This window comes from Streptomyces sp. NPDC037301 (assembly GCF_055602785.1).
The window spans coordinates 125,170-139,403 of sequence record NZ_JBVJWD010000001.1; the positions used below are offsets into that span (position 1 = coordinate 125,170).

Below are 14,234 nucleotides of genomic sequence, written 5' to 3' on the forward strand. Positions count from 1 at the left end.
TGGCCGGGCCTCGCCGAGGGTCCTAGATCCGCGAGTTACGCAGCGACTGCCACGCAGCGCCGGCCAGCGCCCGCGTCGCCTGCGGGAGAGACAGCTCCTCGTGCTCGCGGTACAGCTCCCAGTTGTACCGGACCAGCGACAACTTGTTGGAGGACAGCGATCCCGCCTGGTGGGACCTGTACACCGCAAGCGGCTCGGGCAGACCCCGGGCGTCAGCGCCGTCGCGCATGATCGACAGCCACAGGGCGTAGTCCTGTCGCTTCCGCATCTCCGGCATCAACCGCGTGCCGAGGACGGTGCGGTCGTACATGGCGGTCAGAGCGCCGATGTGGTCCCGGACCAGCATCGCGCGGTAGTCCACGTGTTCCCGCGCCCGGACCACGCGCCCGTTCGGGATGAAGTCGATGCCCTCGCCCTCGTAATCGGCGTCCATCTTGAAGTACGAGGTGAACGTCAGAGGCGCACTACCCGCCGCAGCAAATTCGATTTGCCGCTCAGTCTTCTCCGGAAGCCACATGTCGTCACTGTCGAGAAAGGCGACGTAATCCCCCCGGGCCCGCTCGATAGCGAGGTTGCGTGCCCGGCCGGCACCGCCCTGTTCCGGTGCCGATTCCGGCAAGACGCGCTTGTCCTGCCGGGCGAACTCCATGAGCAGGTCCATGGAGCCATCGGAAGACTTGTCGTCGGTGACCAGCAGCTCCAGGTCGCTGTGGGTCTGCGAGAGCACCGACCGAACCGCTGTGCCAAGAGTCGCTGCCGAGTTGTACACGGGCATCACGACGGACACCAGGGGCACAGCGCTTCTCCTTGCTAGGCCAAAGACGACGGTCCATTCAAGCACTGGAATTGTAAAGGGAGCTGCCATGCATGTTGTTGTCGCTGGTCAGGGCTACGTGGGGTTGCCGCTGGCCGTGCGCGCCGCAGAGGTGGGGCACCGTGTCATCGGCTACGACGTGGACGATCGCCGGATCAAGCGGCTGGCGGTCGGCGAGTCGTACGTGGAGGACATTCCCGCCGAGCGGCTGCGGCCGCTCCTGGACAGCGGGGCATACCTGCCCTCGGCCGAGCCCAGGGACGTGGCAGGCTTCGACATCGCAGTCATCACCGTGCCCACCCCGCTCCGGGACGGGGTACCCGACCTCTCATGCATCGAGTCGTCGGCCCGGCTGCTTGCGCAGCACCTGCGCCCCGGGGCCACCGTGGTTCTGGAGTCCACCACCTATCCGGGCACCACCGAGGAACTGCTCGCCCCGCTACTGGAAGAGGGCTCTGGCCTGCGGGCGGGCGAGGACTTCCACCTCGGCTACAGCCCCGAGCGAATCGACCCGGGCAACCCGCGGTGGCGGCTGGAGAACACCCCGAAGGTGGTTTCCGGCACCACAACCGAGGGCCTGGCGGCGGTAAACCGCTTCTACGGGCAACTGGTCGAGCGCACGGTGCCGGTCTCCTCCTGCAAGGAGGCCGAACTGACCAAGCTGCTGGAGAACACCTTCCGGCACGTGAACATCGCCCTGGTCAACGAGCTCGCCATGTTCGCGCACGACCTCGGCATCGACGTCTGGGAGGCGATCGACGCCGCCTCCACCAAGCCGTTCGGCTTCCTGCGCTTCGCCCCTGGCCCGGGGGTCGGCGGGCACTGCCTGCCGATCGACCCCTCATACCTGTCCTGGCGGGTCGAGCGGGCGCTCGGCCAGTCCTTCCGCTTCGTGGAGCTGGCCAACGACGTCAACAGCCACATGCCCGACCATGTGGTGCGCCGGCTCGGCGAGGCGCTCAACGAACGGCAGCGCTCGGTGAAGGGCTCCCGGGTGCTCCTGCCCGGTCTCGCGTACAAGAAGAACACTGGCGACGCGCGGGAGACGCCTGCCGCGCGGGTCGCCGACCTGCTGGCCCGGATGGGCGCCGAGGTCCGGGCCGCCGACCCGCACGTGGTGGTCGGGGTGCACGTCCCCGAACCGGTCATCCCGGGGCAGCAGGCGGCCGAGCACGACCGGCAGGGCGACCCGTTCGCCGCCGTCCGTCGGGTCGAGGCGACGCCGGAGGAACTGGCCACGGCCGACGCGGTGGTGCTGCTCACCGACCACGACGAATTCGACTACGGGGCGGTGGAGCTGCACGCCCAGTACGTGCTGGACTGCCGGAACCGGCTGTCCGGCGCGAACGTCGATGTCCTATAGGCGTCGGCGCTGGAGGCCACCGCCCGCCAGAACGGGACCAGGCAACGGTCACAGGGGCGAGCCAGGCCCGTTCGTGGGCCGACTGCGAAGAGCTTCTCGACTCCCTCGGCCGAGGCGTGCGGGGGTGAAATCCCGTCCCGCCTGGTTGCTCACGGGCCCACAATGGCGCCCATGAACAACGACATATCCGAAGATCCGTGGGCGCAGCGGGTGTACTTGACGTGGCTGGCACGTGACACCCGCTACGCCCTGGCGGCCCTGGACGCCCTGATGGACTATTCGCAGCAGGCTCCGGTTCCACCTGCCGCTTGGGTGGCCTTCGAAGACTTCCTCAACTTCACTGGGAAGATCTCCAGAACACTGTGGCCTGTTCAGCAGAAGGGGCCAAAAGGTACGCCCGAGGGCCTCATCTGGCGCAAGGAGCGGGGCCCGCTCCTGCGAGAAATCCTTGAGGTGAGCGACTCATCCCCCTTGGAGGCTCGCGAGGTCCGAAACGGAAGCGAGCACTTCGACGAGCGGCTCGACGAGTGGATCGTCCACCTGCCTCGCCCAACTGCCGAGGAGTGGCAGGCAGGCACCAGACCCGAGTTCCCTGCCCCTCCCATGCGTCTGGTTGACATGGAGGCCGGCACAATCCAGGTGGATGGTGCACACCTGGATCTGCGGCTCATGGATAAGGAACTGCGACGGCTCCTGGCCAAGATCGGGGAGCTTGAGCCCTCTGTGATTGCACTCCCGCATGAGATGGCGGCGCTCCTGGCCACATCGGCGCCCATCCCGGTCATTCCCTTCGATGCACCGGCCCAGAACCCTGGCGGCATCCAGGCATGGCTTGACGAGCGAAAGTCGACTGATCCGCCGCCACAGGATCGCCACACAGCACCTGAAGACACCGAGGAATAGTCACAAAGAGTGAGCAAGCTGCGCCTCGCGCTTTGGAACCGAAAGGGGCCCCCTGACCAGGCAAAACACCTGACCTGAGGCCCTTCCTTGGCTTACCGGCAGACGAGTCGGGCTGTACGCCGGGTTCTGTCGCCCGGTCGCCTCGCGGCGGCCGGGGAGACGGCCATCCATCTAGGACCGGCATTGCTGCCGGCCTCGTGCGGTCTACCCGCGAACTCGGGCGGGCAGCCCTCGAACATTCGCGCAGGGCCGTCTTGCGACGGCCCCTCTTGACCTTGCTCCGGGTGGGGTTTACCTAGCCGCCTGAGTCACCTCAGGCGCTGGTGGTCTCTTACACCACCGTTTCACCCTTACCGAGGACCGAAATCCCCGGCGGTCTGTTTTCTGTGGCACTGTCCCGCGGGTCACCCCGGGTGGCCGTTAGCCATCACCCTGCCCTGTGGAGCCCGGACGTTCCTCGGGGAGATCCGAGGATCCCCACGCGGCCGTCCGCCCGGCTCGTCTGCCGTGCCGACCATGCTACCCGCCTGGCGGGAGCCGCCGGACGGGGCGCTCAGATGAACGCCTCGGTCTCCAGGTCGAAGGCGAACGGAGCGGGAAGGGTAAGCGGCTTGCCGAACGGAATCGTGCAGTGCTGACGGTAGTCGTCCCCCTCCGGGTCGCTGAACAGCGTCACCGAGGACTGCTCTCGGTCGACCAGGAGGTAGAGGGGGACGGGTCCGCGGGCGTAGCAGTGACGCTTGTCCGTGCGGTCGGCCCGGGGCTTGGACGAGGTGACCTCGACAACGAGGGCCACCCCCTCGCACGGCATCCAGGGGTCCGCTCCCCGGTACAGACGCAGTTCGGTGGGGGCGAAGGTGCCATCGGGAATGACGTGGTTCTTGGGACACCGTCCGCCGCTCTTCAGCTTCAGTCCCTTGTTCCCGGAAAAGTCCATGTCGGTCCGGGCGAGCCTGATCACCTGCTTCAGAATCAGGCTGATGCAGTCCTCGTGGTCCCCGTCCGGCGGCGGCGTCACGACAATCTCCCCCTCGATCAGCTCGGCCCGGAAGCCCTCCGGCGTATCCAGCGCCAGGAAGCCCTCCAGCAGGACGTCCGCCTGCGTGAGCGGTTCGTGCGGCATGGCAGTCATGTCACGCCCCTTCCTCGGTCGCTCTCCAGATGGGGACATCAGTGGATCAGCCGTCCGTGAGATGGGAGTACTTCCTTCGATCGTGGCACAGGAGGGTGTGGAGTTGGCAGATGCGGACGGGTGCGGTGAGCGCTTGACCCTGCCGTTGCGTCAACGCTTCTACTGGACTCATGCGCATCGGAGAGATCGCCGCGCTGGTCGGGGTCACCTCGCGGGCGATCCGGCACTGCCACCGCATCGGACTGCTTCCCGAGCCCGGGCGCCGTGCCGACGGCTACCGCGCCCACAGCGTGCGCGACGCCGTGGTGCCGGCCCGGATCCGACGGCTCACCGAGCTCGGGCTCGGCCTGGACGAGGTAGGGGACGTCCTCGTCCGGCACCGCGCGATCCCGAGGGCGGGCCGGTGCGGCCGGGGGCGGACGGGGTGCTCGACCTCGTCGTGGGCGGGCAGACGACGGTGACCGTGCAGCCGGCCTCGCCGGTGGCGTTCGTGCGGCCGCCCTGGAAGCGGGGTGGGCGCGGACGGTGCGGTTCCACGCGGTGATCCGGGTGCCGCCGTGGCCGCGCTCACGCGGGGGCGAAGAGGACCTTCGCCGAGCCAGGATCCGCCTGGGCGAGCCTGACCGGCAGCCGCTCCCCCAGCGGGAGCCTCGCCGCACCGCCCTCGACCCGGGCGACGACTGCCGGGTCGTCGATGTGGACGGTGCCCGTGGTGGGCTCCTGTTCCTTCACGTCGACCACGTACGCGTCGAAGACCTCACCGATCCGGTCCTTGAGCAGCGCTGCCTCGACCACATCGACGCACTCGCGCTCCACCGTGTTGGCTCGCCTGGTTCCGTCCGCCATCTCCTTCGGCAGGCCGGGCAGCACTGCGAGGACCCACTCGGGCGGGTCCTGTTCCGCGACGGCGGCGAGGCACAGCTCGGCCGCGTACCGGTCGACGAGGCGGCGCAGCGGGGCTGTGCAGTGCGTGTAGAGGTCGGCGACGGCGGCGTGGACGGCGCGGGTGGGGAGTTGGCCGTGGTGGAAGACGGTGTAGCCGGCGCCGCGCAAGAGGGTGGTGCATTCCTGGAGGAACGCGGCGTGGTTGGCCTTCCTCGGGTCCAGGGAACGGACGACCTGGGCGTACGGGACATGGTGCGGCCAGTCGATGTGCAGCGCCTCGGCCGAGCGGCGGAGCCGGGCCACGGCGCCGTCGGGTGCGGCCGGCAGGGTCCGCAGGATGCCGGTACCGGTCTCCGCCATGAGGTGGGCGGCGGCCATGCCGGTCAGGAGGGAGATCTGGGCGTTCCAGCCGTCGGCGGGCAGCGGGGCACGGTATTCCAGGCCGTAGGTGCCGTCGCGCTCGACGATCTCCTGCTCGGGCACGTTGAGGGAGATGCCGCCTCGGGCGACCTCCTGCTCCTCGCGGAGCCGTCCGATGTCACGGAGCAGCGCCAGGGGCTCCTCGGCGGTGCCGGTGTCGATCTGCCGCTGGACGCCCGCGTAGTCGAGCTTGGCTCGGCTGCGGACGAGAGCCCGGCGCACCGAGGTGGTGACGGCGCTGCCCTCCGAGTCCAGGTCGATCTGCCAGAGGAGCGCGGGGCGGGTCTGTCCGGGGAGGAGACTGGCGGCGCCCTCGGAGAGCAGGGTGGGGTGGAGCGGCACCTTGCCGTCGGGGAAGTAGAGGGTCGTCACCCGGCGGTGAGCCTCGGTGTCGAGTGCACCGCCGGGGCGTACGAAGGCGGCGACATCGGCGATGGCGTAGTGCACGCGGAAGCCGTGGCGGCGGCGTTCGAGGTGCATGGCCTGGTCGAGGTCGGTGGATGTGGGCGGGTCGATGGTGAAGAACGGCAGGTCCGTCGCGTCCTTGTGGGCCGACACCGCCGGGGCCCCCGCCGCCTGCGCCGCCTCGGCGAGGACGTCGGGCGGGAAGCTGTCGGGCAGTTCGAGCTCGGTGCGCAGCTTGCACAGGGCCGCCCTCAGCGGGGTCTGGGCCGGCCCGGTCATATGGAGATGGCGGCGGGGCATGGACCGAGCGTATGGCGGGGCGGGCCGGGCGGCATCCCGGGTGGCGGCGAGTGCCTGTCCGGCCCTGATCCCCCGGACAGGCACTCGGTGCGGTACCGGGGTCCCCGTACGCTGGTGCCAGGGGGCCTTCTGAGCCCGTTTACCTGTGCATACGTACGAAGGAGAACCGCCGTGCTCGTGCTGTTGCCGCCCTCCGAAGGAAAGGCCGCGTCGGGGCGCGGAGCCCCCCTGAAGCCGGAGTCGCTGTCGCTGCCGGGCCTGGCTGCGGCGCGGGCCGCGGTCGTCGACGAGCTGGTCGAGCTGTGTGCGGCGGACGAGGAGAAGGCCCGCGAGGTGCTCGGGCTGAGCGAGGGGCTGCGCGGCGAGATCGCGAAGAACGTCGAGCTGCGGACGGCGGGGACGCGTCCGGCCGGGGAGATCTACACGGGGGTGCTGTACGACGCCCTGGATCTGGCCTCCCTGGACGCGGCGGCCAAACGGCGGGCCGGAAAGTCGTTGCTGGTCTTCTCCGGGCTGTGGGGCGCCGTGCGGATGGGCGACCGGATTCCTTCGTACCGCTGCTCGATGGGCGTGAAGCTGCCGGGGCTGGGCACGCTCGGGACGTACTGGCGTGACCCGATGGCGGAGGTCATGCCGGAGGCGGCCGGGGACGGGCTCGTCCTGGACCTGCGGTCCTCCGCGTACACCGCGGCCTGGAGGCCGAAGGGCGAGGTGGCCAGGCGGACGGCGAGCGTGCGGGTGCTGCACTCCCAGATGGTGAACGGAATCGAGAAGCGCTCCGTGGTCAGCCACTTCAACAAGGCGACAAAGGGGCGGATGGTCCGCGATCTGCTGCTGGCGGGCGCACGGCCGAAGGGACCCGCGGAGCTGGTGGAGACATTGCGGGAGCTCGGATACGCGGTGGAGGCCGAGGCCCCCGCGCGGGCCGGTCGGGCGTGGTCGCTCGATGTCGTGGTGACCGAGATTCACTGAACCGGGAAACCCGTCACGTTGCAGCATATGCAACGCTCGTTGCGCGGCGTGCGGTGGGCGCGGCAGGATGTGCGCATGACCTCCTCTGTGCTGGACCTTGCTCCCGTCGTCCCCGTTGTCGTCCTGGAGGACGCCGACGACGCGGCGCCGCTCGCCCGGGCCCTGGTCGCGGGCGGGCTCCCGGCCATCGAGGTGACGCTGCGCACCGCCGCGGCACTGGATGCGATCAAGGCCATCGCGGCCGAGGTGCCGGACGCGGTGGTCGGGGCCGGCACGGTGACCTCCGTACGGAACGTCTCCGACACCGTCGCCGCGGGGGCCCGGTTCCTGGTCAGTCCCGGCTGGACGGACACGCTGCTGGACGCGATGAAGGCGTCGGGGGTGCCGTTCCTGCCGGGCGTCTCGACGACGTCCGAGGTGGTCGCGCTGCTGGAGCGCGGGGTCACCGAGATGAAGTTCTTCCCGGCCGAGGCGGCGGGCGGCACGGCGTATCTGAAGGCGCTCTCCTCGCCGCTGCCGCAGGCCCGCTTCTGCCCCACGGGCGGCATCTCTCCGGCCTCCGCACCGTCCTATCTGGCGCTGCCCAACGTCGGCTGCGTGGGCGGTAGTTGGATGGTCCCGGCGGAGGCGGTGGCGGCGAAGGACTGGGCGCGGGTGGAGCGGCTGGCGAGCGAGGCGGCGACGCTGCGCGGCTGATTTCTGCCTGCCCGCCCCTTCCCGGAACCGTGGCTCCGCCCCGGACCCCGGTGGGTGCTGACCGGGGTGCGGGCCACCCCCGCCACCCGAGGAAGCGGCAGCTTCACGCCGCCGGGGAGTCGCTCCGCTGCCCCTCCCCGGGGCGCCGCACGCTCACGCGGGAGCCCCGTCCCCTACCGCAGGTGCGATGTGTCGTTCAGCAGCCGGAGTGACACGTTCCCGTCCGAGTAGTACGCCACCGCGGAGACCGAGGCCGCCGAGAGTTCCATACGGAACATCGCTTCCGGCGGGGCGCCCAGCGCCAGCCTGACCAGGGTCTTGATCGGCGTCACATGGGTGACCAGGAGGACCGTGCGGCCCGCGTAGCGGGCGGTGAGGCGGTCACGGGTGGCCGCGACGCGACGGGAGACCTCGGCGAAGCTCTCGCCGCCCCCGGTGGGGGCTGCCTTCGCGGAGGCGAGCCAGGCGTCCAGGTCGGGGCCGTACCGCTCACGCACCTCGGCGAACGTCAGGCCCTCCCAGGCGCCGAAGTCCGTCTCGCGCAGGCCGTCCTCGATCCGGACCTCCAGGCCGAGCCGGGCCGCCACCGCGGCCGCTGTTTCGCGGCAGCGGCGCAGCGGGGAGCTGACGATCTCCTCGATCGTGCCGCGGGCGGCCAGCGACTGGGCGATGCGTTCGGCCTGGTGGCGGCCGGTCGCCGAGAGTTCGGGATCGCTGCCGCCGCTGCCCGAGAACCGCTTCTCGGGGGTGAGGGCCGTCTCGCCGTGCCGGAGCAGTACGAAGGTGGCGGGCGTCCCGAGATCGGGCGCCGCGGCCCAGCCCACCTGGGGGGCGGTGGAGGATGCCGTAGTGGGGGCGGCTGCCGTGCCTGTCGCCGCTCCCGGCCGGGAGGACAGGGCCGCGCGGGCCCTGGCCGCGCCCGCTGCCGCGTCACCGGGCGGTCCGGAGACGGGCGGCAGGCCGGCGGTGGTCGAGGGCCGGGGGGTGTCGAGTGCGGCCGTCGACGACGAAGGCTCCCACTGCTTGCCGCGCTTGCCCGCGTCCATCGCCTCGTTGGCGAGCCGGTCCGCGTGCTTGTTCTTCTCGCGCGGGATCCACTCGTACGTCACGGCGGAGGCCGGCAGAATCCTGGCGGCCTCCGCCGCGAGCGGCTTCATGTCGGGATGCTTGATCTTCCAACGGCCCGACATCTGTTCCACGACCAGCTTGGAGTCCATCCGGACCCGCACCTGGAGCACACCGTCCGCCGAGGCGTCCGGCACCAGCGCCTTCGCCGCCTTCAGACCCGCGATGAGGCCCTTGTACTCGGCGACGTTGTTCGTCGCGACGCCGATGTACTCGGCGGCCTCGGCAAGGGTCTCCCCCGTCACCGGGTCGATGACGACCGCGCCGTAACCGGCGGGCCCGGGATTGCCCCGGGAACCGCCGTCGGCCTCGACGACGAACTGGCGCGGCTGGGTCATTACAGGCCCGACTCCGCCGTACGGACCAGGATGCGGCGGCAGTTCTCGCAGCGCAGGACGGTGTCCGGGGAGGCCGCCTTCACATCGTTGACCTCGGTGATGTTCAGTTCGAGACGGCAGCCCTCGCAGCGGCGCTGGTAGAGGCGGGCGGCGCCGACCCCGCCCTGCTGGACGCGGAGCTTGTCGTACAGCTTCAGCAGGTCCGCGGGGACGGACCCGGCGACGAGCTCGCGCTCCTTGGTGACGGTCGCGGTCTCCTCGTCGAGCTCCTTGGTCGCGGCGTCACGACGGGCGGTCGCGTCGTCGACCTTGGCCTGGACGGCGGAGACCCGGTCGGACAGCTCGGTGACGCGCTCCTGGGCGGACTCGCGGCGCTCCATCACTTCGAGGACGACGTCCTCCAGGTCGCCCTGGCGCTTGGCCAGCGAGGTGATCTCACGCTGGAGGCTCTCCAGGTCCTTGGGCGAGGTGACCGCACCCGAGTCGAGGCGCTGCTGGTCGCGGGCGGCGCGCTGGCGCACCTGGTCGACGTCCTGCTCCGCCTTGGTCTGCTCGCGGGCGGTGTCGCTCTCCTCGGTCTGCGAGGCGACCAGCAGGTCACGCAGTTGCGCGAGGTCGCTGGTGAGCGACTCGATCTCGGTGTGCTCGGGCAGCGACTTGCGCCGGTGCGCAAGCTGCGACAGGCGTACGTCGAGGGCCTGGACGTCGAGGAGTCGGATCTGGTCGGCGGGCGCGGCGTTCAGTTGGGGGCTCCAGAAGAGTGGTGGGTGGTGGTGGTCCAGGGGTCGGTGACCTGCTTCGAGACATGGACCCGCAGGTCCCATCCGTGGCGGTCGGAAATCGCGTCGAGCTGCGCTGCGGCCTGTTCGCACCAGGGCCATTCGGTGGCCCAGTGTGCGGCGTCGACCAGGCCGAGCGGGGAGTGCTGAATGGCTTCGGAGGCCGGGTGGTGGCGCAGGTCGGCGGTGAGGAAGGCGTCGACGCCGGCAGCGCGTACCGCGTCGAAGAGGCTGTCGCCGGAGCCGCCGCTGACCGCGACGGAGCGCACCGTCGCCGCCGGGTCGCCCGCGAGCCGGATGCCCTGCGCGGTGGCGGGCAGTCGGGCCGCGGCGCGGGCGGCGAAGTCGGCCAGGCTCTCGGGGTGGTCGAGCACACAGATCCGGCCGAGACCGCGACGGCCCTTGGGGTCGGCCGGGTCCGGTACGAGGGGCCCCTCGACTCGCAGGTCGAGCGCACCGGCGAGGGCGTCGGAGACGCCCGGGTCGGCGGTGTCGGCGTTGGTGTGGGCGACGTGCAGCGCGACGTCGTGCTTGATGAGGGTGTGCACGACCCGGCCCTTGAAGGTGTCGGCCGCGACCGTCGTCGTACCCCGCAGATAGAGCGGATGGTGGGTGACGATCAGCTGGGCGCCGAGCCTGAGCGCCTCGTCGACGATCTCCTGGACGGGGTCGACGGCGAAGAGCACACGGTCGACCTGCGATGCGGGGTCTCCGCAGACGACGCCGACCGCGTCCCAGCCTTCGGCCCGCTCGGGCGGCCAGAGAGCGTCGAGCTCGGCGAGGACTTCAGACAGACGGGGCACAAGGAAAGGCTACCTGCCCTCCGTGCCCCGTCACCCATGGCTTCGGCGACCTGTACGGACGGGCCACAGCCTGCTGGGTCCTGTCGTCGGACTGCCGTCACCGCCCGGAGGCCGCGCGGCAGGCGGCAGTCCGACGACAGGACCCGGGGAATCGTTACTTCACGAGGTCGGCGCGGAGGTCGTCGAGGACCAGGTTCGCGGCCGTGACACCGAGGCCGAGGTACCAGGTCTCGTCGGAGACGTCCTTGGCCTGGCCGTCCTTGACCGCCTTGAGGTTCTTCCACAGCGGGTTGGACTGGGCGGTGTCGCGCTTGGTGGCCTTCACGTCGCCGTAGACGCCGGTGAAGATCCAGTCGGCGTCGGCCTCGTCGATCTTCTCCGGGCTGATCTCCGCGGCGAGGTCGTTGATCTGCTGGTTCTTGGGCCGCGGCAGCCCGGCGTCGTCGAGGATGGTGCCGATGAAGGACGCCTTGGCGTAGAGGCGGATCCGGTCCGGCAGGTAGCGGACCATGGAGATGGTCGGCTTGTCCGGGCCGATGTCCTCGCCGAGCTTCTTCGCCTTCGCCTCGTAGGCACCGAGTTCGCTCTCGGCCTTGGCCGTCTTGTCCAGTGCCGCGGCGTTGAGGAGGTAGTTCTCCTTCCAGGTGAAGCCCGGGCGGATGGAGAACACGGTCGGCGCGATCTTGGAGAGCGCGTCGTACTTGTCGGCGGCGCGCAGCTGGCTGCCGAGGATCAGGTCGGGCTTCAGGCCGGCGATCGCCTCAAGGTTGAGGTTGTTGATCGTGCCTACGTTCTTCGGGCTTCCCGCTTCCTTCTTCAGGTACGAGGGGATGGCCGCGTCGCCCTCGGAGGGGGCGTAGCCGACCGGCTTCACCCCCAGCGAGACGACATTGTCGAACTCGCCGACGTCCAGCACGACGACGCGCTTGGGGGCGGACTCGATCTCCGTCTTGCCCATGGCGTGGGTGAGGGTCCGGGGGAACTGGCCGGCCTTGGCGTCGGTGCCGTACTCCGCCGTCTTCTTCGCGGCGTCGGCGAAGTCCTTGCCGCCCGTCGCGACGGCCGCCTTCTTGTCACCGCCGCCCTCGGACTCGGCCGAGCCGCCCGAGCCTCCGTCGTCGCTCCCGCAGGCCGAGAGGGAAAGGGCGGCGGCCACTGCCAGGCCGAATGCGGCAGTACCGCGGCGACGAAGGGACATCACTTGCTCCAGTTCAAGGTCACACAGATATCGCTTAGGGCTGCCTTACCTTACTCATCCGTCTCGCGCCGAGCACAGGTCCCCCCTCACCCTCAGGCAAATCCGGGCAGCACCACCCTTATGTGTGAAGTGGCGGGTCTCGTGTTGTTCGGCAGGAAGTGCGAAAACTAGCTTCGGTTGCCGGAGGTGACCAGTCCATGACTGCCTGTGCCATCGAGAACGAGACCGCGGGGGCGGCCGAGGCCGCCGGGGATGCGGCCCTGGAGGACGACGAGCCGGACGCACCCGGGGAGCCGGCCGGGTTCGGCATGCCCGGCGAGGACGGAGCGGACGGCGGGGACGGCGTGCCCGAGCAGGCCGGTGCGCCGGGTGAGTCGGGCGTGCCCGCCGGGGCAGCCCTCGCCCCGCCCACGCTCACGATCGCCGCGGACGGTTCGTACGCGGCCCGGCTCGCCCTCCGCAACGTCGCCGCGGAGGCCTCCGACGAGGCCGCGCAGGCGTGGTTCGTGGAGCGCTGGACGCTCGACGGGCACGAGCCGTACGCCGTGCCGCTCCCCCTCGATCAGCCGGAGGAGCCGGACTCCCAGGTGCTGCCGCTGACCGACGGACGGGTGCTGATCCGGCGACGGGTCGCGGGCCGGCATGCGTTCTCGCTGCTCTATCCGACCGGCCCCGGCACCGGTGAACTGCCGCTCGGCGCCGTCGGATGCGCGGATCTGGCCCTGCTGCCGCCGTCACCGGACGGTGCGAGCGCGTACGCCCTGTCGGTCAATGCGTACTCCACCGCCGTCTGGCTGGTGGCGGGCGGCGCCTTCGGGCCCGAGCTGGTCGCGGAGCTGCCGGGGCGCTGCTCCGGTGGGGTCTGGCTGGACCGGGCGGGGCGGATGCTGGCCCTGGACCGGGAGATGCCGGGCGGCGGGCCGGTCAAGGCGGTTGCCGTGAACCTGGAGCGGGGCGGCGAGGTGACACCGCTGCTGCAGATCGCACCGGAGAGCAACGACCGGCTGCTGCTCGCCGACGCGGACAGCGGGCTGCTGCTGATCCGCTCGGACGCGCCGGGGCACGACCGGCTCGGGTGGGGGGTGCTGGGCAGCTGTCTGCCGGTGCGTTTCCCGGAGTGCCTGCGCCCGGCGGATGTGGCGGTGACGCCGTTCGCCGTACAGCCGGGGCAGACTCTGATGCCGGAGAGCTGCGCGGTGGCCCTGCGGATCGACGGGGCGGCAGGCAGCTGGCTCGGGGTGTGGCGCCCGGCGGGGCGCCGGCTGCATCAACTCGCCGCCCCCGAGGGGTGGCAGGCCGGTCGCGGGGTGTGGACCCGGGACGGCGTGCTCAGACTTCCGTACGCCAACGAGAACGTGGCGTGCGGGGTGGCACTGCTGGAGGCACCGGTGGATGGGGAACGCTGCACGGGACCGGCGGCAAAGGCGGGCGCGGAAAGCGGTATGCAACCGTCCGCTGCCGCTGCGCCTCTTCCGATGTGCAAGCCGATTCCACTGGGGCAGGCGCCTCTCATGGGGCGCATGGTGCCTGGTTAGAGCGTCCGGTAATTGGGGGGTGGGAGAAGGAGCGGGGCTGGGTGCGTGCAGCTGCAAGGCGGAGGAGGGAGGCATGGCGGAGCCATATCGACCGACGACAACGCCGCAGATGCGCGTACCCAGCCCCGCGACGCCGCCCCCCAATTACCGGACGCTCTAGAATCCTGGGCCTGGGCTACGCAGCCGTGTGCGACGGTCGCCGATGGCGACCGTGCCGTGTTGCGGTGGCGTGATCGGCCCTGGTGACACACACGTAAGCGATCACAACGGGGTGACTTCCCACATGTCTGAAGCCCGAACCGACACGACCCAGACGCGTCCGCCGGGGGCGGACGCGGAACGGGCCGAAGCCGGCGGCTCCGGAAAGCACCGAGGGGGTGTGTCGATGAACGACGCGTCAGCACAGCCGCACGGCCGCCACCGCCGCCCCTCCGAGGTGGACAGCAGGGCGGCCTGACCGCGCGGAACATCAACGAGGGACGGGTGGGGGCAGGGGGGGGGGGGGGGGGGGGGGGGGGGGGGGCGCCCTTTTTCCCCTTACCCCTTTTTGCGGGAAGCACCCCCCC

13 protein-coding genes, 1 other RNA gene and 1 pseudogene are annotated in these 14,234 nt (G+C 70.7%); 7 read left to right on the forward strand and 8 right to left on the reverse strand.

The annotated features are described in order from the left end of the window. Positions 1 to 22: 22 nt before the first annotated feature. Positions 23 to 796, reverse strand: coding sequence for a glycosyltransferase family 2 protein (locus tag ACZ7IB_RS00575; RefSeq protein ID WP_406015095.1), 774 nt, complete (start codon positions 794 to 796; stop codon positions 23 to 25). A gap of 67 nt (positions 797 to 863) precedes the next feature. On the opposite strand from ACZ7IB_RS00575, the gene ACZ7IB_RS00580 reads away from it, so the two are divergent. Both ACZ7IB_RS00580 and ACZ7IB_RS00585 read left to right on the forward strand, forming a co-directional pair. Beyond that, positions 864 to 2,177 (forward strand): nucleotide sugar dehydrogenase, encoded by a 1,314-nt coding sequence (locus ACZ7IB_RS00580; RefSeq protein ID WP_470907994.1) that lies wholly within the window; start codon positions 864 to 866, stop codon positions 2,175 to 2,177. 171 nt (positions 2,178 to 2,348) lie between these two features. Further along, on the forward strand, positions 2,349 to 3,080 hold the full coding sequence (locus ACZ7IB_RS00585) for a hypothetical protein (RefSeq protein ID WP_470907995.1): 732 nt from the start codon (positions 2,349 to 2,351) through the stop codon (positions 3,078 to 3,080). A gap of 99 nt (positions 3,081 to 3,179) precedes the next feature. Here ACZ7IB_RS00585 and rnpB read toward each other — a convergent pair. Together rnpB and ACZ7IB_RS00595 are read right to left on the reverse strand one after the other, a co-directional pair. Next, positions 3,180 to 3,581, reverse strand: an RNA gene (gene rnpB / locus ACZ7IB_RS00590) — RNase P RNA component class A. A gap of 52 nt (positions 3,582 to 3,633) precedes the next feature. Beyond that, positions 3,634 to 4,203: a Uma2 family endonuclease gene (locus ACZ7IB_RS00595; protein ID WP_470908732.1), complete on the reverse strand. Its 570-nt coding sequence runs from the start codon at positions 4,201 to 4,203 to the stop codon at positions 3,634 to 3,636. A 179-nt stretch (positions 4,204 to 4,382) separates the two neighbouring features. Between ACZ7IB_RS00595 and ACZ7IB_RS00600 the strand changes: the two are divergent. Continuing rightward, positions 4,383 to 4,583: pseudogene (locus ACZ7IB_RS00600) on the forward strand (MerR family transcriptional regulator); the annotation flags it as partial. A 196-nt stretch (positions 4,584 to 4,779) separates the two neighbouring features. Here the strand turns inward: ACZ7IB_RS00600 and ACZ7IB_RS00605 are convergent. Then, positions 4,780 to 6,222, reverse strand: coding sequence for an RNB domain-containing ribonuclease (locus ACZ7IB_RS00605; RefSeq protein WP_470907996.1), 1,443 nt, complete (start codon positions 6,220 to 6,222; stop codon positions 4,780 to 4,782). 171 nt (positions 6,223 to 6,393) lie between these two features. Between ACZ7IB_RS00605 and yaaA the strand changes: the two genes are divergently transcribed. Both yaaA and eda read left to right on the forward strand, forming a co-directional pair. After that, the gene (gene yaaA / locus ACZ7IB_RS00610; RefSeq protein WP_470907997.1) at positions 6,394 to 7,194 is read left to right on the forward strand and encodes a peroxide stress protein YaaA; all 801 of its coding nucleotides are present in this window, start codon (positions 6,394 to 6,396) and stop codon (positions 7,192 to 7,194) included. Positions 7,195 to 7,269: 75 nt separating this feature from the next. Then, positions 7,270 to 7,890: a bifunctional 4-hydroxy-2-oxoglutarate aldolase/2-dehydro-3-deoxy-phosphogluconate aldolase gene (eda, locus tag ACZ7IB_RS00615; RefSeq protein WP_470907998.1), complete on the forward strand. Its 621-nt coding sequence runs from the start codon at positions 7,270 to 7,272 to the stop codon at positions 7,888 to 7,890. A 173-nt stretch (positions 7,891 to 8,063) separates the two neighbouring features. Here the strand turns inward: eda and ACZ7IB_RS00620 are convergent, their stop codons facing one another. The 4 genes from ACZ7IB_RS00620 to ACZ7IB_RS00635 form a co-directional block, all read right to left on the reverse strand. Then, on the reverse strand, positions 8,064 to 9,353 hold the full coding sequence (locus ACZ7IB_RS00620) for a bifunctional RNase H/acid phosphatase (protein ID WP_470907999.1): 1,290 nt from the start codon (positions 9,351 to 9,353) through the stop codon (positions 8,064 to 8,066). Then, complete coding sequence (locus ACZ7IB_RS00625; RefSeq protein ID WP_404113591.1) at positions 9,353 to 10,096, reverse strand: zinc ribbon domain-containing protein; 744 nt, start codon at positions 10,094 to 10,096, stop codon at positions 9,353 to 9,355. Before ACZ7IB_RS00625 ends, ACZ7IB_RS00620 begins: the two co-directional genes overlap by 1 nt. Next, on the reverse strand, positions 10,093 to 10,935 hold the full coding sequence (locus ACZ7IB_RS00630; RefSeq protein ID WP_470908000.1) for a Nif3-like dinuclear metal center hexameric protein: 843 nt from the start codon (positions 10,933 to 10,935) through the stop codon (positions 10,093 to 10,095). The genes ACZ7IB_RS00625 and ACZ7IB_RS00630 overlap by 4 nt, the downstream gene beginning before the upstream one ends. 154 nt (positions 10,936 to 11,089) lie before the next feature. Further along, positions 11,090 to 12,133, reverse strand: coding sequence for an ABC transporter substrate-binding protein (locus tag ACZ7IB_RS00635; protein ID WP_470908002.1), 1,044 nt, complete (start codon positions 12,131 to 12,133; stop codon positions 11,090 to 11,092). A 197-nt stretch (positions 12,134 to 12,330) separates the two neighbouring features. Here ACZ7IB_RS00635 and ACZ7IB_RS00640 point away from each other — a divergent pair, with 197 nt between their 5' ends. Together ACZ7IB_RS00640 and ACZ7IB_RS00645 are read left to right on the forward strand one after the other, a co-directional pair. Beyond that, entirely contained in the window at positions 12,331 to 13,668 is a 1,338-nt protein-coding gene (locus ACZ7IB_RS00640) for a hypothetical protein (RefSeq protein ID WP_470908003.1), read from the forward strand. 283 nt (positions 13,669 to 13,951) lie between these two features. Further along, positions 13,952 to 14,125, forward strand: a complete 174-nt coding sequence (locus tag ACZ7IB_RS00645) for a hypothetical protein (RefSeq protein WP_470908005.1) — start codon at positions 13,952 to 13,954, stop codon at positions 14,123 to 14,125. The last annotated feature ends 109 nt before the right edge of the window (positions 14,126 to 14,234 follow it).

Coding starts and splice junctions, on each gene's coding strand:
- ACZ7IB_RS00605 (WP_470907996.1), bottom strand. CDS start 6,222: ATGCCCCGCCGCCATCTCCATATGACCGGGCCGGCCCAGACCCCGCTG.
- ACZ7IB_RS00580 (WP_470907994.1), top strand. CDS start 864: ATGCATGTTGTTGTCGCTGGTCAGGGCTACGTGGGGTTGCCGCTGGCC.
- ACZ7IB_RS00595 (WP_470908732.1), bottom strand. CDS start 4,203: ATGCCGCACGAACCGCTCACGCAGGCGGACGTCCTGCTGGAGGGCTTC.
- ACZ7IB_RS00620 (WP_470907999.1), bottom strand. CDS start 9,353: ATGACCCAGCCGCGCCAGTTCGTCGTCGAGGCCGACGGCGGTTCCCGG.
- eda (WP_470907998.1), top strand. CDS start 7,270: ATGACCTCCTCTGTGCTGGACCTTGCTCCCGTCGTCCCCGTTGTCGTC.
- ACZ7IB_RS00635 (WP_470908002.1), bottom strand. CDS start 12,133: ATGTCCCTTCGTCGCCGCGGTACTGCCGCATTCGGCCTGGCAGTGGCC.
- ACZ7IB_RS00585 (WP_470907995.1), top strand. CDS start 2,349: ATGAACAACGACATATCCGAAGATCCGTGGGCGCAGCGGGTGTACTTG.
- ACZ7IB_RS00645 (WP_470908005.1), top strand. CDS start 13,952: ATGTCTGAAGCCCGAACCGACACGACCCAGACGCGTCCGCCGGGGGCG.
- ACZ7IB_RS00640 (WP_470908003.1), top strand. CDS start 12,331: ATGACTGCCTGTGCCATCGAGAACGAGACCGCGGGGGCGGCCGAGGCC.